At 65.0% G+C, this 18,740-nt stretch carries 16 protein-coding genes and 1 riboswitch; of the genes, 6 read left to right on the plus strand and 10 right to left on the minus strand.

Going from position 1 to position 18,740, the window contains the following annotated elements; translation table 11 throughout:
• Positions 1 to 86: 86 nt before the first annotated feature.
• Positions 87 to 177, minus strand: a riboswitch (glycine riboswitch).
• Between the two features lie 234 nt (positions 178 to 411).
• On the plus strand, positions 412 to 3,090 hold the full coding sequence (gene alaS / locus L6637_RS29495) for an alanine--tRNA ligase (RefSeq protein ID WP_237865677.1): 2,679 nt from the start codon (positions 412 to 414) through the stop codon (positions 3,088 to 3,090).
• 5 nt (positions 3,091 to 3,095) lie between these two features.
• Complete coding sequence (locus tag L6637_RS29500) at positions 3,096 to 4,322, plus strand: cyclic nucleotide-gated ion channel (protein ID WP_237865678.1); 1,227 nt, start codon at positions 3,096 to 3,098, stop codon at positions 4,320 to 4,322.
• 4 nt (positions 4,323 to 4,326) lie between these two features.
• Here L6637_RS29500 and L6637_RS29505 read toward each other — a convergent pair whose 3' ends face one another.
• The 3 genes from L6637_RS29505 to L6637_RS29515 all read right to left on the minus strand — a co-directional run bounded on the left by L6637_RS29505 (position 4,327) and on the right by L6637_RS29515 (position 8,077).
• Entirely contained in the window at positions 4,327 to 4,827 is a 501-nt protein-coding gene (locus tag L6637_RS29505) for a DUF3455 domain-containing protein (protein ID WP_237865679.1), read from the minus strand.
• Positions 4,828 to 4,930: 103 nt separating this feature from the next.
• A complete protein-coding gene (locus L6637_RS29510) occupies positions 4,931 to 6,145 on the minus strand; it encodes an NADP-dependent isocitrate dehydrogenase (RefSeq protein ID WP_237865680.1) in 1,215 nt (404 codons plus the stop codon).
• Between the two features lie 204 nt (positions 6,146 to 6,349).
• The gene (locus tag L6637_RS29515; protein WP_237865681.1) at positions 6,350 to 8,077 is read right to left on the minus strand and encodes an alpha/beta hydrolase family protein; all 1,728 of its coding nucleotides are present in this window, start codon (positions 8,075 to 8,077) and stop codon (positions 6,350 to 6,352) included.
• 300 nt (positions 8,078 to 8,377) lie between these two features.
• Here L6637_RS29515 and L6637_RS29520 point away from each other — a divergent pair, with 300 nt between their 5' ends.
• Together L6637_RS29520 and L6637_RS29525 are read left to right on the plus strand one after the other, a co-directional pair.
• Positions 8,378 to 9,577 (plus strand): TrmJ/YjtD family RNA methyltransferase, encoded by a 1,200-nt coding sequence (locus L6637_RS29520; protein ID WP_237865682.1) that lies wholly within the window; start codon positions 8,378 to 8,380, stop codon positions 9,575 to 9,577.
• 289 nt (positions 9,578 to 9,866) lie between these two features.
• Complete coding sequence (locus L6637_RS29525; protein ID WP_237865683.1) at positions 9,867 to 11,609, plus strand: serine hydrolase; 1,743 nt, start codon at positions 9,867 to 9,869, stop codon at positions 11,607 to 11,609.
• Positions 11,610 to 11,658: 49 nt separating this feature from the next.
• Here the strand turns inward: L6637_RS29525 and L6637_RS29530 are convergent, their stop codons facing one another.
• Both L6637_RS29530 and L6637_RS29535 read right to left on the minus strand, forming a co-directional pair.
• On the minus strand, positions 11,659 to 12,042 hold the full coding sequence (locus L6637_RS29530; protein WP_237865684.1) for a nuclear transport factor 2 family protein: 384 nt from the start codon (positions 12,040 to 12,042) through the stop codon (positions 11,659 to 11,661).
• 70 nt (positions 12,043 to 12,112) lie between these two features.
• Entirely contained in the window at positions 12,113 to 12,865 is a 753-nt protein-coding gene (locus L6637_RS29535) for an SDR family NAD(P)-dependent oxidoreductase (RefSeq protein ID WP_237865685.1), read from the minus strand.
• A 114-nt stretch (positions 12,866 to 12,979) separates the two neighbouring features.
• Between L6637_RS29535 and L6637_RS29540 the strand changes: the two genes are divergently transcribed.
• Positions 12,980 to 13,873, plus strand: a complete 894-nt coding sequence (locus tag L6637_RS29540) for a LysR family transcriptional regulator (RefSeq protein ID WP_237865686.1) — start codon at positions 12,980 to 12,982, stop codon at positions 13,871 to 13,873.
• 2 nt (positions 13,874 to 13,875) lie between these two features.
• On the opposite strand, the gene L6637_RS29545 is transcribed toward L6637_RS29540, so the two are convergent.
• Genes L6637_RS29545 through mddA form a run of 5 tightly spaced genes read right to left on the minus strand, consistent with a single transcriptional unit; the run spans position 13,876 to position 17,048 of the window.
• Positions 13,876 to 14,628, minus strand: a complete 753-nt coding sequence (locus tag L6637_RS29545; protein ID WP_237865687.1) for a PaaI family thioesterase — start codon at positions 14,626 to 14,628, stop codon at positions 13,876 to 13,878.
• Between the two features lie 33 nt (positions 14,629 to 14,661).
• Positions 14,662 to 14,937: a zinc-binding dehydrogenase gene (locus tag L6637_RS43045; protein ID WP_477021266.1), complete on the minus strand. Its 276-nt coding sequence runs from the start codon at positions 14,935 to 14,937 to the stop codon at positions 14,662 to 14,664.
• Positions 14,819 to 15,649: an alcohol dehydrogenase catalytic domain-containing protein gene (locus L6637_RS29555; protein WP_237872693.1), complete on the minus strand. Its 831-nt coding sequence runs from the start codon at positions 15,647 to 15,649 to the stop codon at positions 14,819 to 14,821. Before L6637_RS29555 ends, L6637_RS43045 begins: the two co-directional genes overlap by 119 nt.
• Positions 15,646 to 16,284, minus strand: a complete 639-nt coding sequence (locus tag L6637_RS29560; protein WP_237865689.1) for a helix-turn-helix transcriptional regulator — start codon at positions 16,282 to 16,284, stop codon at positions 15,646 to 15,648. The genes L6637_RS29555 and L6637_RS29560 overlap by 4 nt, the downstream gene beginning before the upstream one ends.
• Positions 16,281 to 17,048: a methanethiol S-methyltransferase gene (gene mddA, locus L6637_RS29565; protein WP_237865690.1), complete on the minus strand. Its 768-nt coding sequence runs from the start codon at positions 17,046 to 17,048 to the stop codon at positions 16,281 to 16,283. Before mddA ends, L6637_RS29560 begins: the two co-directional genes overlap by 4 nt.
• A 136-nt stretch (positions 17,049 to 17,184) precedes the next feature.
• Here mddA and L6637_RS29570 point away from each other — a divergent pair, with 136 nt between their 5' ends.
• Positions 17,185 to 18,729: a bifunctional AfsR/SARP family transcriptional regulator/alpha/beta hydrolase gene (locus tag L6637_RS29570; protein WP_237865691.1), complete on the plus strand. Its 1,545-nt coding sequence runs from the start codon at positions 17,185 to 17,187 to the stop codon at positions 18,727 to 18,729.
• Positions 18,730 to 18,740: the final 11 nt, after the last annotated feature.

Below are 18,740 nucleotides of genomic sequence, written 5' to 3' on the forward strand. Positions count from 1 at the left end.
ATCTGTCGCTGTGCCTGAGAGTATTATCCCGTCGGCGGACACTATCCGGGTCTTAAGCCCGTCAGCGCCTCTTTCCAGATGTCGTCAAAGCCACGCGGTCCTTTTGCCTGAGAGTTTCCGGGGCGGTTGCTCCTTCGGCGCCGGCTAGCTGATGCCGGTCTCTCCCGACGTGGCCGTACGATACAGATGGGTACAGACCACAGGCCAGCCAAGCCTGTCAACGCAGGGATTGCGGCTTTCAACGGGATTGCTGGGGGATGACGCGACTGCGGCAACCCTCTGATCTGCTTGCACAGTTTCTGGACAGCGAAGCTGGCCTTGTCTAAAAGCGCTTTGGCCCGCAGATATCAGCCCAAATCGACAGGTTTGGATGGCAAATTGGCGGGTCCAAGCACACCCGATTGGATGAACATGAGCGGCGTCAACGAGATCAGGTCGACCTTTCTGAACTTCTTTGCCGAGAACGGCCACGAGATCGTGTCGTCCTCGCCATTGGTGCCGCGCAACGATCCGACGTTGATGTTCACCAATGCCGGCATGGTGCAGTTCAAGAACGTCTTCACCGGCGTCGAGAAGCGGCCTTACCAGCGCGCGACCACCTCGCAGAAATGCGTGCGCGCCGGCGGCAAGCACAACGATCTCGACAATGTCGGCTACACCGCGCGCCATCTCACCTTCTTCGAGATGCTCGGCAACTTCTCGTTCGGCGACTATTTCAAGGAGCGCGCGATCGAGCTCGCCTGGAAGCTCATCACCAAGGATTTCGGGCTGAAGAAGGACAAGCTGCTCGTCACTGTCTACCACACCGACGACGAGGCGCACGGGCTCTGGAAGAAGATCGCCGGCTTCTCCGACGACCGCATCATCCGCATCCCGACCTCGGACAATTTCTGGGCGATGGGCGACACCGGTCCGTGCGGTCCGTGCTCGGAAATCTTCATCGATCGCGGCGACCACATCTGGGGTGGCCCTCCCGGCTCTCCGGAAGAAGACGGTGACCGCTTCCTCGAATTCTGGAATCTCGTGTTCATGCAATATGAGCAGGTGACGAAGGAGGAGCGCGTGGATCTGCCGCGTCCTTCGATCGACACCGGCATGGGCCTCGAGCGCATGGCTTGCATCATGCAGGGCGTCGACAGCGTGTTCGAGACCGACTTGTTTCGTCATTTGATCGATGCGACGTCGTCGGCGCTCGGCGCCGGGCCGAACGAGCAAACGGTTGCCTCGTTCCGCGTCATCGCCGATCATCTGCGCTCCTCGGCCTTCCTCGTCTCTGACGGCGTGCTGCCTTCGAACGAAGGCCGCGGCTATGTGCTGCGCCGGATCATGCGCCGCGCGATGCGCCATGCGCAGCTGCTCGGCGCCAAGGAGCCGCTGATGCATCGCCTGGTCTGGGCGCTGGTCCGCGAGATGGGCCAGGCCTATCCCGATTTGATGCGCGCGGAAAACCTGATCGAGGAAACGCTGCGGCTGGAAGAGACCCGCTTCCGCAAGACGCTTTCGCGCGGCCTCGCCATCCTCGACGAGAAGAGCGCGTCCTTGAAGAAAGGCGACATGTTCGATGGCGACGTCGCCTTCACGCTGTACGATACCTACGGCTTCCCGCTTGACCTGACCCAGGACGCGCTGAAGTCGCGCGGCATCGGCGTGGATCAAGCGTCGTTCACGGATGCGATGGAGCGTCAGAAGGCCAAGGCGCGCGAGTCCTGGAAGGGATCGGGCGAAGCGGCGAGCGAGGCGATCTGGTTCCCGCTGCGCGAGAAGCTCGGTGCGACCGAATTCCTGGGCTATGAGACCGAGAGCGCCGAAGGCGTGGTCTCGGCCTTGGTAAAGGACGGCGCTGAAGTCGCCAGCCTGAAGGCCGGCGATACCGGCGCGCTGCTGCTGAACCAGACGCCGTTCTACGCGGAATCCGGCGGCCAGGTCGGCGACACCGGCGTGCTCACGGGTGAGGGAGGCATCAAGTTCCGCGTCACCGACACGCAGAAAAAGCTCGGCGATTTCTTCGTGCATGTCGGCACCGTCGAGAGCGGCGAGCTGAAGGTCGGCACGGCGCTGCAGCTCGAGGTGGACCATTCGCGGCGCTCGTCGATCCGTGCGCATCACTCGGCGACGCATCTCATTCACGAGGCGCTGCGCCAGGTGCTCGGCGATCACATTGCCCAGCGCGGCTCGATGGTCGCGCCGGATCGCCTGCGCTTCGACTTCGTGCATCCGAAACCGATCACGGCGGAGGAGCTTGCCCGCGTCGAGGACATCGCCAACGACGTGGTGCTGGAGAACGACGAGGTCACCACCCGCGTGATGGGTGTCGATGAAGCACGTGAGGCTGGGGCGCGCGCCCTGTTCGGCGAGAAGTACGGCGACGAGGTTCGTGTCGTCTCGATGGGCAAGACCGCGCGCGAGCGCGGCGCCAATGCGCTCGGCTGGTCGGTCGAGCTCTGCGGCGGGACGCATGTGCGGCGCACCGGCGATATCGGCCTGATCACGCTGACCGGCGAGAGCGCGGTGGCCTCCGGCGTCCGCCGTATCGAGGCGCTGACCGGCAATTTCGCGCGCCGGCATGCCAACGAGACCATGGCGCTGGCGAAGACCGCGGCGAACGAGCTGCGCACCTCGCTCGACGACGTCCCGGCGCGCATCACCGCGCTGATGGAGGAGCGCAAGAAGCTCGAGCGCGAGCTCTCCGACGCCCGCAAGAAGCTGGCGATGGGCGGCGGCGCGTCCGCCGGTGGCGGCGCAGCTGCTGGCGTGCGCGAGGTCGGCGGCGTCAAGCTGATGGCGCGTGCGGTCGAGGGCATCGAGATGAAGGATCTCAAGAGCCTCGCGGACGAGGCTAAGAAGCAGATCGGCTCCGGCGTGGTCGCCATCATCGGCGTCACCGAGGACGGCAAGGCGGGCGTCGTGGTCGGCGTCACCGCGGACCTGACCGCGCGCTTCAACGCCGTGAACCTCGTGCGCGTCGCATCCGAAGCGCTCGGCGGCAAGGGCGGCGGCGGCCGGCCCGACATGGCGCAGGCCGGCGGCCCCGATGGCGCCAAGGCGTCCGAGGCGCTGGCGGCGATCGAGAAAGCGATGGGGGCTGCGTAATCGCCATGCGCCTCGTTCCGCGAGGACGTGGGCTTCGCGATCCGAACTTAAGGGATCGCCTCTACGAATTGCTGGAGCACGATCCGCTGGCCTATTCGGCCGGATCGCGCTTCATCCAGATCATCATCGGCGTCATCGTGCTGAACGTGACCGCGATGGTTCTGGCCTCGGTGCCGGATCTCGACGCGCAATTCGGGACGCTGTTCTCGGCGATCACGATCCTGTCCGTGATCGTGTTCGCGCTGGAATATGCGGCACGGCTGTGGACGGTGGCGGGCCACACGCCGCGCAAGGGCTCGGCGCTCGCCGACCGGCTCGGCTACGCCTTCTCGGCGCTCGGCATCATCGACCTCATGGCATTCCTGCCGGCTGCGATCGTGCTGACCACGGGGCGCCACGCGACGCTCGCAGCCCTCGGCGTGCTGCCGTTCTTCAAGCTGATCCGCTACTCGCCGGCGATGCGCTCGCTGCTGGCGGCTGTGCATGCCGAGCGGCGGGCGCTGATCGGCTGCGTCGTCATCCTGATCGGCGTGGTGCTGACCTTCGCCTCGCTGCTCTACGCCATCGAGCGCGACGTGCAGCCGGACAAGCTCGGCACCATCCCGCAGGCGATGTGGTGGGCGATCGTGACGCTCGGCACCGTCGGCTATGGAGACGTCGTGCCGGTGACGGCGCTCGGAAAATTTGTCTCGGTGTTCGCGATCATCTCAGGTTTTGCCATGATCGCGCTGCCGGTCGCCATCATCTCGACCGCGTTTGCCGAAGAGGTGAAGCGGCGCGACTTCGTCGTGACCTGGGGCATGCTGGCCCGGGTGCCGCTGTTCTCGCATCTGGCGGCCGCGGAGATCGCCGACATCATGCGGCTCTTGCGCGCACGCACCGTCGAGCAGGGCGAGATTTTGGTGCGGCGAGGGGATCCCGCCTCGTCGATGTATTTCATCACCGCAGGCGAGGTCGAGATCGCGCTGCCGAGCCAGCATGTGCTGCTCACCGACGGCACCTTCTTCGGCGAGATCGCGCTGCTACACAAGACAAAACGCAGCGGCACGGTGACGGCGACGCGCAAGACGCGCCTCTTGGTGCTCGACGCGCAGGATTTTCACGCCCTGATCGCGCGCATGCCCATGCTTGCCGCCCATGTCCACCAGACAGCGAAAGCGCGGCTGGAAGAGACCGGCGATCTCGCCGCAGCCGAGCTCGCGCAGGCCGAGCGCGACGGCGGCGACCGCTGAGCGATCAGCCCTTTTTCAGGAAGACGTATTCAGCCGAGTAGGGCGCGCTTCTGAACTCGCCGGCCTTGTCGCAGGCCCCGTCTAGCTTGCCGCCATGGGTGTTGATGCGCTGGACGGTGGTCACAGGCGTCAACACGCCGCTGCCGCGGCGGGAGGCAACCTCGAGCTTCAGCAAGGGGATATCGGCAGCCGTTGCGCCCGGTGCGTTGCCGATGGCCTTGCCGACCACGGCGCTGCCGTCGGCATGCTCCCAGTTCGGCCCGGCATAGTGACGGCCGATGGTCTTGCCCTCGGAGAGCAGCGTCGCGATCGGCTCGCGGAAGGCCCAGGCGAGCTTGCCGTCGGCACCGGCCTTGCACTCGTAGACCTGCGCGCCCTCGGCGTGGACGCTGAGGACCGTGGTCTCGCCCGATGCGGCGATGGCGTCGGGAAGCTCCGCAGCCCCTGCTGGTCCAATCATGGCCGCAAGTGACAACAGGCAGGGGACGGCAAACTTGACGAACATAGTCTATCTCCGCAAAGGGCTCTCAAAAAACGAATGGGCCGCGCCTGCGCGCGGCCCATCATGATGTTTAACCCCGACCGGGCGAAAATAATGCGCGGGCGAATTACGCCGCGAGCGCCTTCACGAGATTGTCAGCGACCTTGTCGAGGAAGCCTGTGGTCGAGAGCCAGCGCTGGTCGGCACCGACCAGGAGCGCGAGGTCCTTGGTCATGTAGCCCTCTTCGACGGTGTCGACGCAGACCTTCTCCAGCGTGCTTGCGAACTTCGCTAGCTCGGCATTGTTGTCGAGCTTGGCGCGGTGCGACAGGCCACGGGTCCAGGCGAAGATCGACGCGATCGAGTTGGTCGAGGTCTCCTTGCCCTTCTGGTGCTCGCGGTAGTGACGGGTCACGGTGCCGTGGGCGGCTTCCGCTTCGACGGTCTTGCCGTCCGGGGTGAGTAGCACCGAGGTCATCAGGCCGAGCGAGCCGTAGCCCTGCGCGACCGTATCGGACTGCACGTCGCCGTCGTAGTTCTTACAGGCCCAGACATAGCCGCCGGACCATTTCAGCGCCGAGGCGACCATGTCGTCGATCAGGCGGTGCTCGTAGGTCAGGCCCTTTGCCTCGAATTCCTTCTTGAACTCGCGGTCGTAGATGTCCTGGAAGATGTCCTTGAAGCGGCCGTCATAGACCTTCAGAATCGTGTTCTTGGTCGACAGATAGACCGGGTAGTTGCGCAGCAGGCCGTAGTTCAGTGAAGCGCGGGCGAAGTCGATGATGGAGTCGTCGAGATTGTACATCTCCATGGCCACGCCGGCGCCCGGAGCCTTGAACACTTCCTTCTCGATCACGGTGCCGTCCTCGCCGACGAACTTCATCGACAGGGTGCCCTTGCCGGGGAACTTGAAGTCGGTCGCGCGGTACTGGTCACCATAGGCGTGGCGGCCGATGATGATCGGCTTGGTCCAGCCGGGAACCAGGCGCGGCACATTCTTGCAGATGATCGGCTCGCGGAAGATCACGCCGCCGAGGATGTTGCGGATGGTGCCGTTCGGCGACTTCCACATCTGCTTGAGGTTGAACTCCTTCACCCGGGCTTCATCAGGGGTGATGGTGGCGCACTTGACGCCGACGCCGACCTTCTTGATCGCCTCGGCGGCGTCGATGGTCACCTGATCGTTGGTGTGGTCGCGGTACTCCATGCCCAGGTCGAAATACTGCAGCTCGACATCCAGGAACGGGTTGATCAGCTTGTCCTTGATGTACTGCCAGATGATCCGGGTCATCTCGTCGCCATCGAGTTCGACGACGGGATTGGATACCTTGATTTTTGCCATGATCGGAGAAGCCTTCTTGGGAACTGGTGGTGGAAATCTCCCGCGCTATAGCACCGCCCGGGGGCGGGCGGAAGCGGAGCGGTTATGCACTTTCAGCCCATCTTTTCGCCGAGATCAGTCATTCCGGCGAGGCCGGAATGACTGATGCAGCACCTTGTTTGGGCACCCATCCCGCACGCGATCCGGGGCCCTTCCGGAGCGCCTCTAAAAGGCGGCCTGGGTGGCCGTGCCTGCTACGATGTACCAGGTCACGAACAGGCCCGAGATCAGGGCGCCCGGCAGGCTCGATCCGGTCCGTCGCCAGGTGAAGGTCGCGATCACGGCGACGATGGCGAGCAGCGGCACGAACTGGATGGCGACGATGGTCGAGAGCGGCACGAAGCCGGGGTCGGGCAGCGGGTTGAACAGCTTCCCGGTCAGCCAGAGCGTGCCGTATTGCAGGGCCAGCAGCACGATGAAGCCGAACGTGAGCGCCAGGATATTGGTCAGATAAAGCGCGAGCCGCGGCGCCTCCATGGTCGAGAAATTCCGGTGCAGCACGTGCAGTGCCACGACGAAAAATGCCGTGAACGGAGCGAGGTAAATCAGGAAGATCAGAACCTGCTTCGGGTTCATCAGCTTCAGCGCGATGATCCAGAAGCGGAAGTCGATCTTGAAGGCGAGGTCGGTGAGCCACAGCGCGGCATAACCAACCGCGACCGAGACGACAGCGATCACGAGCGACTGGCCGAGCAGCCCGGCCCGGCTCTTGCGCTTCGGGGCGAAGCCCATCAGCGCCAGTGTGATCAGGCCGTTGATGATGGCCCAGACCAGGATCTGGTTGGTGATGCCCTGCGGCAGGAATGCTGACGGCGTCACGAAGGTACCGCCGAGCGCAAAGGCCGGGTAATAGGTCAGCGCCGGGATGAAGGCGGACAGGATGAACGCCGTGGTCCAGCGCCGGCCCGCGGCGGCCTGATGGGGCGGCATGCTGCCGTCGGGGACGGCGGGCAGGCGCAGGCGGGAGAACATCGGCGCCTCCAGCAGGCCGTCGAAGGTGCCGATCAACAGCACGACGAAACCGACGAGCGCGATCAACGTGCCGAACTCCTTGCGGAACCAGATCTGGTCGTCGGCCGGCCGGGGCGTGCCGCCTTGCAACGTCTTGGCGAACCAGTCGAGGCTGTAGCCGATCGCTTCATGCGAAATGTGCTCGGCCGGGTGCGTGATAGCAGGCGTGTACAACACCCGGGCGGTGCCGGCCGCCGGATCGCCATAGACCTTGCCTGGCTCGACCGGCCCCTGCGTGCCGAACATCGCCCACAGCTTCGGGCTCTTGGTGACATCGCGGGCAAGGTCGACGCCCCACATCAAAGTGGAGAATTCCTCGTACTGGGCGAACACGAGCGCCACATTGCGCGGCCAGCTCGTGGTGCCGTCCGCAGCGAAAGGTTTGCCGGTCGAGGAGCCTTCCAGCACCATCGACTTGTAATCATCAGGCATCGCGGCTGCCGCGGCCAGGACCGTCCAGCCACCCATGGAGTGGCCCTCGAGGCCAATATTCGCCTTGTCGACCATGTCGAGGCTTCGGAGATAGGCGAGGCCGTCGGGGCCGCCAAAACCGTTGGCGAAGGCGGGTGGGTCGCTATAGCCATGGCCGGTCTGGTCCAGCGCCAGCACGACATAGCCGCGACGGGCGAATTCGATGGCGAAGCCGTCCTGGGTCTCGCGCGAATTGATGTAGCCGTGGACGGCGAGGATGCCGGGTGCCGGGGTCTTCGCGGTGGCATTCGCGGGGATGTAGAGCAGCGCACTCATGGTGTTGCCCTTGGCGCCCTTGAACCTGACATCCTGGATCCGGACGCCGCCGGCGGTTTGCGTCAGATGGGCGATGAGGCCGCCCACCACGATCAGGACCAGTCCCAGAAGCGCCAATTTCCATCGGCTCAGCATCGCCATCCCCCCACTCAATTGTTGCTTCAGCTCAGGCCTTTCGGCTTCGCTTTGGTTGTGGTTGATAGCCATATCCGAAAGCAAAGCGCGCGCAAGCCGGGCGGCGAAATCGTCCCCAATTGAGGTGCGATTGCGGTTTCGCAAACGCCGCTAACCCTGTTATCTCGGCTTAAGAAATTGCGCCGCACGGAAGGCGGCACGACTGCGTGGATGAGGGCTTGGATCAGCGTCTTCGGACTGGAGTTCAACCTCCTTCGGAAGCTGAACGAGACGAACGCTGAACCAGAAAGTGAACTGAGAATGTCCGGCACCGACAAGACCAAGGCAGGGCTCGCCCTCGACGGCCCGATCGTGATCCTGGTCGAGCCGCAGCTCGGGGAAAACATCGGCATGGCCGCGCGCGCCATGGGCAATTTTGCCTTGAGCGCTTTGCGCATCGTCAATCCGCGCGACGGCTGGCCGAACATCGCCGCGCAGCGGGCCGCCGCCGGGGCCGACCACATTCTGGACAAGGTCGAACTCTTCGACACGGTCGAGCAGGCGGTCGCCGATCTCGACCTGTTGTTCGCCACCACCGCGCGCCCGCATGACCAGGCCAAGCCGGTGGTGGGGCCGGAAGCCGCAGCCAGCGAGATCGCCGGGCATGTGGCGACCGGCGGCAAGGCCGGCATCCTATTCGGGCGCGAGCGCTGGGGACTGACCAATGAGGAGGTCGGACTCTCCAACCGCATCATCACCTTCCCGGTCAATCCGGGCTTTGCCTCACTCAACCTCGCCCAGGCCGTGCTGCTGGTCGGCTACGAATGGTTCAAGCAGGCGACGGCGGGCGAGCTGCCGCACGCCATGCCTGAACGTTCCGAGCGCGCCTCGCAGCACCAGATGCAGGCCTTCTTCGACAACCTCATCCGCGAGCTCGACCGCGTCGAATTTTTGCGCCCGGCCGAGAAGCGCGACACCATGCTGGTCAACCTGCGCAACATTTTCAGCCGGATGGAGCCGACCAAGCAGGACATGCACACCCTCCATGGAGTCGTCATGGCGATCGCGGAGGGACGCAAGGGCCCGGCAAAGGGCGGCGTGCTCGACGGCGAGCAAGCCACGCGCCTGCGTGCGCTGCTGGCCGAGCATGGGCAGGCCGGCGGCACGCCCGACAGCGGCTCGACCGTGCGCGGCCTCGCGCGCCTGCTCCGCCGCAACCCGACAGATGCCGAACGCCTGCTCTGGCAGGCGCTCACGCGCGACCGCCGCTTCGCCGGTGGGTTCAAGCGCCAGACCCCGGTGGGGCGGCACATCCCGGACTTCGTCTCGTTCCCGCATCGGATCGCGATCGAGCTGGTCAACCCGGGCGAGGGCGAGACCATCGCTGCCGACCGCGCGTCAAGGCGGGCATGGCTGGAGGCGCGCGATTATCGCGTGCTGGAGATCCGGGCCGCGGATGTGGAGCGGGATCTGGAGGCGGAGTTGGTGCGGCTGCAGGGGATGGTGGAGCAGAGCGCGTAGGTCTCGTCACGCACAGGTCTCGTAGGGTGAGCAAAGCGAAACGTCCCACCATTGCCCCGCGCGAAGCCGAGATAGAAGTCGTGGGCACGCTTGCGCTTTGCCCACCCGAGACCTCGCTTGTAGCGAGGGTTACGATCCGCGCCGCCGTAGCTCGAAGCGCAAAGGCGGAAGCGGTGACCCATGTCGCTTCGCCCTCGGCTTGCAATCGGTGGATTGTCAATGCTACGATTTGTAACATTGCGGGTCGTCATCCAGCGGTTGTGGCGGCGAACGGAAGAAAGAGCGTGCCATGTCCAGCCGATCTGCCCGAAGCGACACGACCATCACAGCCCTCATCCCCGAGCTCGACGCGCTGGCTGCGGAGGTGATGGCGGAGTGGCAGGTGCCGGCCACGACGCTCGCCGTCGTGCAAAACGGCGAGACGGTCTTGCTCAGGGCGTGGGGCCAGCGCGACGTCGAGACCGGGCTGCCCGCGACGCCAGAGACGCAATTCCTGATCTGCTCGATCACCAAAACGTTCACCGCCACGGCGTTGGCGCTGCTGGTGGACGAGGGACGGCTCGACTGGACCAAACCTGTCCGCGACAGCATTCCCGAATTCCGCCTGCATGACGCGATCGCGACCGATCGAGTCACCGTGCGCGACCTGCTCAGCCATCACTCCGGCCTGCCTCGCCACGACTGGATATGGATTCCAGCCGATCTCTCGCGCGGCGAGATGATGAGCGCGCTGCGTCACCTCGAGCCGGCCCGGGACATCCGCACCGAGTTTCAATACAACAATCTCGCCTACAACGTCGCCGGCCTTGTCGTCGAGCGCATCAGCGGTCAGAGCTATGAGGATTTCGTCCGCACCCGGCTGACCGATAAACTGCGAATGTCGGTCGGCTTTTCAGCAGAGGAGTACGCCGCTGCCGCTGACGCCGCCGTTCCCTATCTGGTGGAACGCGGCGACGTGCGCTCGCGCAGCAAGTTCTTCCCCATCACCACGACGGGCGCCGGCGCCATCGTCACCTCGGTTGCCGCCCTCGCCAACTGGATGAAATTCCTGTTGGCCGAGGGCGAATTTGCCGGCGAACGCCTGCTGTCGTCTACGCTGATCCGGGAGATGCAATCGCCGCGCGTCTTCTCAGGCGCTGCGGAGTGGCAGGAGTTCGGCCATTCGCACTACGGGCTGGGCTTCAACAACACCGCCTACCGCGGCGAGCGCGTGGTCGGACACTCCGGCGGCTGGCTCGGCTGGAGCACGCTGATGCGCCTCATCCCGGCGCGAAACACCGGCATCGCCGTCTTCACCAACACCGGCGGCAATCCGGTGCACAGCATCCTGATCAACCGCATTCACGATCATCTCGCCGGCAACGAACCGGTGTCGTGGCTGGACCGCCTGCGCGACATGCGCCGCAAAGCGCTGGCGCAGCAGAAAAGCGACGATGCGGCGAAGCCGACGGCGCGCAAGCTGAATACGAATCCCAGCCATGATCTCGCGGATTTTTGCGGCGCCTATGAGCACCCGGCCTATGGCCGGGTTGTCATCACACAAGACGGCGACAGCCTGCATTGGGCCTGGCGCCGCACGAAGGCGAAGCTCGCACACCGGCACTACGATTCGTTCCAGTTGCCTTACGTGTTGGGAGACCTCAATCCGGACGATCTCGTGATCACCTTTGCGACCGACCGCGACGGCAGCATTGCGAGTCTCTCGGCCCAGCTCGAGGTGCTGGTGCCGGACATCGTCTTCACGCGCGCCGCCGCGGGCGAATGCATTGACCCCGCGTTCCGGTCGGCCTGCGTCGGCGAATATATTCGCGGCGACCAGACCCACGTCGTCACAGAGGATGCCGAGGGCGAGCTTACGCTGAAAATTCCGTTCGTGCCGCTCTACCGTTTGCGGCCTTATCAGGGCGCGACGTTCAGCATCGTCCAGCTCGACGGCTACCGCACCGAATTCCGCCGCGGCCCGTCCGGCGCGATCGAGGAACTCGTTTATCATCAGCCGAACGGCACCTTCATTGCGAAGCGCAAACTGTAGGGTGATTGGTCAGCTAGCCGAAGGCGCAATCCACCCCGCGTATGCGCCGTCACTTCCCTGGCGGATCGAGGAACACATATAGCGCAGCGATCCTGTCGTTCTCCACGATGATGACGTCCCAGCCGGTGTAATCAGGGGCTTCGCCGCGCGGACCTGATGACCAGGCCAGCCGTCCGGCGTTGTGAAGCGCCTGCGGCTCGCCAATCGGCGTGTAGACGAAGTGGGGATGCGTGGCCCGCAGATCGCCGGCGAACTTGTCGATCGCGTCGCGGCCGACAATGACACCTGGCGGGACATACAGGGCGGCGTTCTCGGTCCAGAGTTCGTCGATTGCGGCACGGCGGCGCTTCGCGTCGCCCTCGCCGAAAACCTCCTGAAGGTTGCGGTGAAGCAGCTCGTGGATGCGATCGGTCGATGTGTTGGTTCGGGTCATTGGTTGTCTCCAAACTGCATTGGTCTTGTAGGGTGGGCAAAGCGATAGCGTGCCCACCCAACGAACTGCGTCAGATCTGAACGAGACCGCCATCGACGAAGAGCTCGATGCCGTTGACGAAGCTTGCATCATCGGAGGCGAGGAACAGCACGGCCTTGGCGATCTCCTCGGGCTGGCCGACCCGACCGGCCGGGATGAGCGCGGCGAGTTGGGTCTTGGTGCCCTCCGCTTGCTCACCGCCGCCGAACAGATGATTCAGTCCGTGCGTCTCGGTGACGCCGGGGCTGACTGCGTTGACGCGGATGTGCCGGTCCTTCAGATCGAGGATCCAGTTGCGTGCGAAGTTGCGCACGGCGGCCTTTGTCGCGGAATAGACGCTGAAGGCCGGCGTGCCGGAGACGCTGGTGGTCGACGCGTTCAACACGATGGACGCGCCGTCGCGGAGCAGGGGCAGCGCCTTCTGCACCGTGAACAGTACGCCCTTCACGTTGGTGTCGAACGTGCGCTGGTAGTGCTCCTCGGTAATCGCGCCGAGCGGCGCGAACTCGCCGCCGCCGGCATTGGCGAAGATCACGTCGATCTGCTGGTGCTTCTTCTGAACGGCGTCGTAGAGCCGGTCGATGTCGGCGAGATTGGCCATGTCGCCCTGCACGCCGGTGACTCGACCGCCGATCGATTTCATCGCCGCCTCGAGCGCATCCTTGCGACGGCCGGTGATGAACACCGAGGCACCCTCGGCTGCGAAGGCCTTGGCGGTGGCGAGGCCGATACCGCTGGTGCCGCCGGTTACCACCACGACCTTGTTGTTGAACCTATCCGTCATCGTCCGTCTCCGTTGGAAGCTGCGGCGAAAGTGCCGTTGCCCGACGTAGATGTATTCAGAACGATGATGCGAGTAGTCGCCTGATATGGTACTTAGCGTTCCATGAGAAGAACGATGAAGGCCGATTTGAACGACTTCGCCTATTTTGCCGAGGTGGTGGGCCATGGCGGGTTCGCGGCTGCGGGGCGGGCCTTGCGGGAGCCCAAGTCAAAGCTCAGCCGGCGGATTGCCGGGCTGGAGGAGCGCCTGGGCTTGCGCCTGATCGAGCGATCGAGCCGGCGTTTCCGCGTGACCGAGGTGGGGCAAGCCTTTTACGAGCGCTGCCGCGCGATCCTTGCTGAAGCCGAGCAGGCCGAGGCGCTGGTGACGCAGGCGCAGGCCGAACCTCACGGCCGCGTTCGTTTCAGCTGCCCGACCGGCATGGTTGCGGAGATCTCCGCGCTGATCTCGAGCTTCCTGATCCGCTATCCCAAGGTGCGTCTGCAACTCGTCGCCATCGACCGGCCTATCGACCTGATCGAGGAGCGGATCGATGTGGCCTTGCGCGTGCGGTCCGAGCTCACGGGCGATGCAGCGCTCACGATGCGGTCGCTCGGCACGTCCAGGCGCATCCTTGTCGCGAGCCCCCAGCTGGCGAGCCGGTTGCGCACGCTGGATGATCTGGCCGTGCTTCCGACACTGGCAACGTCAGATGACGACACGTTGGTCGAATGGCATCTGCAGACCGACGATGGGCAGGCCCGCATTCACAAGCACGAACCGCGCATGGGCTGCGGCGACTTTGGCGCGGTGCGCGATGCAGCGGTTGCGGGCCTCGGTGTCGCGCTACTGCCCGATCATCTCTGCCGGGACGCGCTGGAGCAAGGCAGGCTCGTTCATGTGGTGTCGGAATGGCGCGGTCATCGCGGCATGGTGCATCTCGTGTTCACCACTCGACGCGGCCTGCCTCGCGCCGTTCGCGCGCTGATCGATCATCTCGCGGCGGGATTTTCCAAGACGTTGGTGTAGCGTCACCCGCGTCCGAGCTGCACGTCGCGTTCGACGGCAATCCATGTGGTGCGGGCCACCGCCAGCAACCTCCCGGCCTCATCATGCAGCGCGGCCTCCGCCATGCGCTTGCGGCCGTCGCGGCCGGTCGGCCAGGCGGTGATGATGCAGCGGTCGCCGGCACGCGGGCGGGATTCGATGCGCGCTGACATTCGTCCCAGCAGGAGCGGCGTCTTGTCGACGGCGTTGCTTTGCGGATCGCAATTGCAGGCGAAGCCGGTGGGACAATCGAGCGCCGACCAGAGAAATTCTGAGGCGACGAGGCCGTCGTCGGCGGTCAAGTTCTGATCGGGAATCCAGCTCGCCGCGAGAACGGGAGGCTGCGCACGAAGTCCGAGCGGTCCGGCGAAGATGCGCAGGCCGTCTCCCTTGGCCCTCGCGGGGCCGCAGACGAAGCAGGTCGGTAGCGGATGCTCGTGCGGTTTGACGGGCGTCAGCAATTCGGCGGCGCAGGCTTCGTCGAATCTGGCTGTTTCCAGCCGCGGAAGCTCGACGCTCACCGCGCGACCGGTCGCGACAACCTTGATGCCGTCGCGAAGCTCCCATGTACGGTCATCGGTCGCGATCGCACCGAGGGGCGTATCCAGGGGAGGCGGCGCGCGCAGCGTCACCTCGGCAGCCCCGGGAATGTGCTGGGCCAGCCGGCCGCAAACATAACCGCCGTTGCCGGAGTTCGGCGGGCCGCAGAAGCGCTTGTCGATGACGATCTCGGTCAAGTTTTCTTCCTGTCTTGAAGTTCCGCGCGCACTCTATCGGATCCTGAGCACAATTCTTCCCTGAACCGTGCGGTTCGCTACCGCGCGCATGGCTTCGCTGGCGTCCTCCAAAGGGAGGACGCGGTCGATATGCGGGCGGATGTGTCCCTCGGCCAGCCATTGCATCAGCGTGTCGTTCATGCGCGCGGCCTCAACGGAAAACTTTTCGGCCCAGGCGCCGACGAAGACGCCGAGGATGGCGTAGTTCTTGAGGAGCGGCAGGTTCATCGGGATCGAGGGTATCGTGCCGCTGGTGAAGCCGATCGGCATGAGACGGCCGCCCCAGTTCATCAGCGGCCATCTGCTCGAGGATCGCACCGCCGACGTTGTCGAATCCGATATCGATGCCCTGATCGGTGCCTTGGCCCGATGTGATGGACTTGATCCGCTCACGCAGATCCTCGCTACGATAGTTGACCACCTCGCTGGCGCCGTAGCGGCGCACCAGCGTGGCCTTGTCGTCAGAGCCGACGCCGGCGATGACGTTCAGGCCCAGATGACGGCTGAGATCGACTGCGGCGAGACCGACACCGCCGGCGGCGCCCGTGATCAACACGGTCTCGCCGCGTTGCGCCCGCGCGCGCTCGACCAGCGCATAATGGGCGGTGCCGTAGACATGCAGCACGGTTGCTGCCGCGTCAAAGGCAACGCCGTCAGGCAGATGCACGGCCTTCGATTCCTTGGCGACCATCCGTTCGGCGTAGCCGCCGGTCCAGCTGCTGCAGGCCACGCGATCGCCGGGCGCGAATCGCGTGACCTTGTCGCCGACAGCGACGACAACACCTGAGGCTTCCGTGCCGGGCACGAAGGGCAAGGGTGGCCGCATCTGGTAGAGGCCCGAGACCAGCAACTGGTCCATGAAGCTGACGGAGGCCGCATGGACGTCGATCAGGATCTCGTCGCCCGTCGGCTTCGGCTCGGCGATCTCACCGAGCCGCAAATCCTGCGGACCGGTGAAGGAGCTGCACAGCACGGCCCTCATCGCACATCTCCCATGTCGCGGAGCGGCGTCGCATATCCCGCGACGAGCTTGACGAAATCGGCCTGCCGCGCTGCGCCGGTCTTTTCAAACAGGCGATTGACGTGCGTCCGGATCGTCGTGTTGGCAACGCCGAATGCCGCGGCCACTTCCGGAACGCCGCCGAGCTCGACGATCGCGAGCAGCACGCGCAATTCGGTCGGCGTCAGCCTGAAGGCCTTGCCGATCACCTCGGATCGGGGCGGGACCATCAGCGCGACCTTGCGAACGAACAGGGCCGCGACGGCGGCGTAGGCTGCGCCCGCACGTCGCCGCGCGCCGGAGGCCAACGGCAGGGCATGTGCGACATAGCGCTGCCCATCGCTCCCCGTCATCGGCACGGCTACGCCGCCGGCGTCGAGGGCGGACGTGAAGGCGTGCCGCAGCGCGTGGTTGACGACGGGATCGCAGGCCGCGAGCTGTCCGCGCGCCTCGTGCAGGATGTCACGCGCGTCGAGGAGAGCTTGGCCGGCCGTATTGGTGTGAATGAGCCGCCCGTCCACGTCGAGGAGATAGACACCGACGTCGAGCCCGTCGAGCGTATCGGCGAATGTGGCGGCCTCTGCAGACATGTTAGGGATCGGAAACATCGCGTTCATCGCGGCGCTCCTTTCGTCTGGCGGCGCGCGAACAGGCGCGGCAGCAGCATGGGAACGCGGCGGCGATAGTCCTGGTAAGTCGCGCCGAACTCGGCGATCAGATCCCGCTCCTCGAACTGAAGCGCGACCAGGATGTAGGCGGTGTTTGCGAGCGCGAACAGGAGATGGCCAAGAGTCATCACGGGCGTGGCCCAGAATGCGAGCAGGAAGCCGAGCATGATCGGATGCCGTACGATCTTGTAGAGCAGGGGCGTTCGGAACGATTGACCTGGTATCTTGGCTCCACGCCACGCGACGAACGCCTGGCGCACGCCGAACAGATCGAAATGATCGATCATGTGAGTGGATGCGAATGCGATCAGCCAGCCGAGCCAATGCACTGATGTCAGCAGGAAGGCCGCAGGTCCGTCAGTCCGCCAGATCACAGTCGGGATCGGACGCCACTGCCAGAACAACAGAATGAGGATCAGGCTCGACAGCAGCACATAGGTGCTGCGCTGGCAGGCCGGGGCAAGGAATTGGGCCGACCATCGTTTGAACGCCGGGCGTGCCATGACGCTGTGCTGGACGGCAAACAGACCCATCAGCAACAGGTTGAGGATGATGGCTTCGTTCAAGGTCGCCGTGCTGCCGACATCGATCGACTTGTCGATTGAATTGGGCACGACATAATTGCCGACGAAACCGAGCGCATAGAGAAATGAGACCGTGAACAGGGCGTAACTCACGAGCGCGTAGAGCAGGATCAGAAGGCGCGAGACCATGTTTTTTCCTATTGTGCCAGACACGGCGGTGCCGCATGCAGGAGCCTAGATCGCCCGCTGGCGAAGGGGCTCGATCTGGTTCGATGGCTACCGCTCGACCGTCCCCTGTGCGTCCCCCGAGCGGAGGAAGGATTCCATGACGGCTTTCTCGCTTGGGACGTTCGGGTTCCCCGAGGTCCATGCCGATGGCCGCCCGATCAAGCTGGCCCTGCGCAAGGGGCTTGCGCTGCTGGTCTACCTTGCGGAGGCCAAGGGCGCCGTCAGCCGGGACGTCATGGCCACGTGGCTGTGGCCCGAGGCCGACCGCGAGACCGGGCTGGCGCGCTTGCGGCGGCTGCTTCATCGCATCGAGCTCGCGCTCGGCGAGCCGGTTTTCGAGACCGACCGTACCAGCATGCGTTGGTCCCCGGCGGTCGCGCTCACGGTTGACTCGCATCAGTTCGAGACCGCCTGCGACCGTGCTGCGTTTGAAGAGGCCTGCCAGATCTATCGCGGCGACTTCCTCGCTGGCTTCTCGCCGGAGGACTCTCCCGAGTTTGACGATTGGGCGTTCTTTCGTCGCGAGGCGCTACGGGGACGGCTTGTGCATGCACTCGAGCGTCTGGTGCAGGACAAGAATGCGGCCGGCGACCATTTCGCCGCGACCGCGTATGCGGGGCGTCTCGTCCAGCTCGATCCGCTCAGCGAAGTCTATGGCCGGCATCTGATCCGCAGCCTGCTGCTGTCAGGCGATCGCAGCGCGGCGGAACGGCACCATGCGGCGCTGACGCAGCGGCTGCGTGATGAGCTCGGCGTCGTGCCGGAAGCCGAGACCGAAGCGCTGATGAGCCCTGCTGCTACAGCGCAGGCGGTGCCGACGACGCGCTACGTCAAGGGCTCGGGCGTGCATCTGGCGTATCAGACTTACGGCAGTGGCGCGCTCGACATCCTCGTCATGCCCGGCTTCGTCTCGCATGTGGAGCGCGTCTGGGAGCATCCTGCAAGCCGGACGTTCCTGGCGTCATTGATGAAGCTTGGGCGCCTCATCGTGTTTGATCGTCGCGGCATCGGATTGTCAGATCGGGTCGGAGCGGCCCCCGGCATCGACGTCACGGCAGAGGATATCGGCACCGTGCTGCGCGCGGCGGAGTCGCGCCGCGTCGTGCTGTTCGGCGCCTCTGAATGCGGTCCAGCCTGCGTCAAGTTTGCTGTCGATCAGCCCAGCCGCGTCGCCGGGCTTATTCTGTTCGGCGCGCTGGCCAAGGGGTGCTGGGCGGAGGACTATCCGCACGCGCTGCGCGCCAGCCAGTACGATGCCTGGCGCAGGCAACTCGTCGCGCAATGGGGCGGACCGGTCGGGATCGAAGCCTTTGCGCCGAGCCTTGCAGGTGATCCGCAGGCGCGCGCCTGGTGGGCGGGGCTATTGCGCGCGGCGTCTAGTCCCGGCGGCATCTCGGCGGTGCTGGAAGCGTTTCGGGATGCGGACGTGCGGCACCTGCTGCCGCAAATCACCGTGCCGACGCTGGTGCTGCACCGGCAGGGCGACAAGGCCGTGCGCATCGCGGCAGGCCGTGACGTGGCGAGCCGGATTCCCGGTGCGCAGTTCGTCGAGCTCGACGGTCACGATCACTGGTTCTTTGCCGGCGATCACCGGCCGGTGCTGGAGGCGGTCAGGCGGTTTACGGAAACTTTGCAGCCATAAGCCTCATTTAT

It is taken from the genome of Bradyrhizobium zhengyangense, from assembly GCF_022012435.1.
GTDB lineage: Bacteria > Pseudomonadota > Alphaproteobacteria > Rhizobiales > Xanthobacteraceae > Bradyrhizobium > Bradyrhizobium zhengyangense.

Coding starts and splice junctions, on each gene's coding strand:
- alaS (WP_237865677.1), top strand. CDS start 412: ATGAGCGGCGTCAACGAGATCAGGTCGACCTTTCTGAACTTCTTTGCC.
- L6637_RS29500 (WP_237865678.1), top strand. CDS start 3,096: ATGCGCCTCGTTCCGCGAGGACGTGGGCTTCGCGATCCGAACTTAAGG.
- L6637_RS29505 (WP_237865679.1), bottom strand. CDS start 4,827: ATGTTCGTCAAGTTTGCCGTCCCCTGCCTGTTGTCACTTGCGGCCATG.
- L6637_RS29510 (WP_237865680.1), bottom strand. CDS start 6,145: ATGGCAAAAATCAAGGTATCCAATCCCGTCGTCGAACTCGATGGCGAC.
- L6637_RS29515 (WP_237865681.1), bottom strand. CDS start 8,077: ATGCTGAGCCGATGGAAATTGGCGCTTCTGGGACTGGTCCTGATCGTG.
- L6637_RS29520 (WP_237865682.1), top strand. CDS start 8,378: ATGTCCGGCACCGACAAGACCAAGGCAGGGCTCGCCCTCGACGGCCCG.
- L6637_RS29525 (WP_237865683.1), top strand. CDS start 9,867: ATGTCCAGCCGATCTGCCCGAAGCGACACGACCATCACAGCCCTCATC.
- L6637_RS29530 (WP_237865684.1), bottom strand. CDS start 12,042: ATGACCCGAACCAACACATCGACCGATCGCATCCACGAGCTGCTTCAC.
- L6637_RS29535 (WP_237865685.1), bottom strand. CDS start 12,865: ATGACGGATAGGTTCAACAACAAGGTCGTGGTGGTAACCGGCGGCACC.
- L6637_RS29540 (WP_237865686.1), top strand. CDS start 12,980: ATGAAGGCCGATTTGAACGACTTCGCCTATTTTGCCGAGGTGGTGGGC.
- L6637_RS43045 (WP_477021266.1), bottom strand. CDS start 14,937: ATGCCGATCGGCTTCACCAGCGGCACGATACCCTCGATCCCGATGAAC.
- L6637_RS29555 (WP_237872693.1), bottom strand. CDS start 15,649: ATGAGGGCCGTGCTGTGCAGCTCCTTCACCGGTCCGCAGGATTTGCGG.
- L6637_RS29560 (WP_237865689.1), bottom strand. CDS start 16,284: ATGAACGCGATGTTTCCGATCCCTAACATGTCTGCAGAGGCCGCCACA.
- mddA (WP_237865690.1), bottom strand. CDS start 17,048: ATGGTCTCGCGCCTTCTGATCCTGCTCTACGCGCTCGTGAGTTACGCC.
- L6637_RS29570 (WP_237865691.1), top strand. CDS start 17,185: ATGACGGCTTTCTCGCTTGGGACGTTCGGGTTCCCCGAGGTCCATGCC.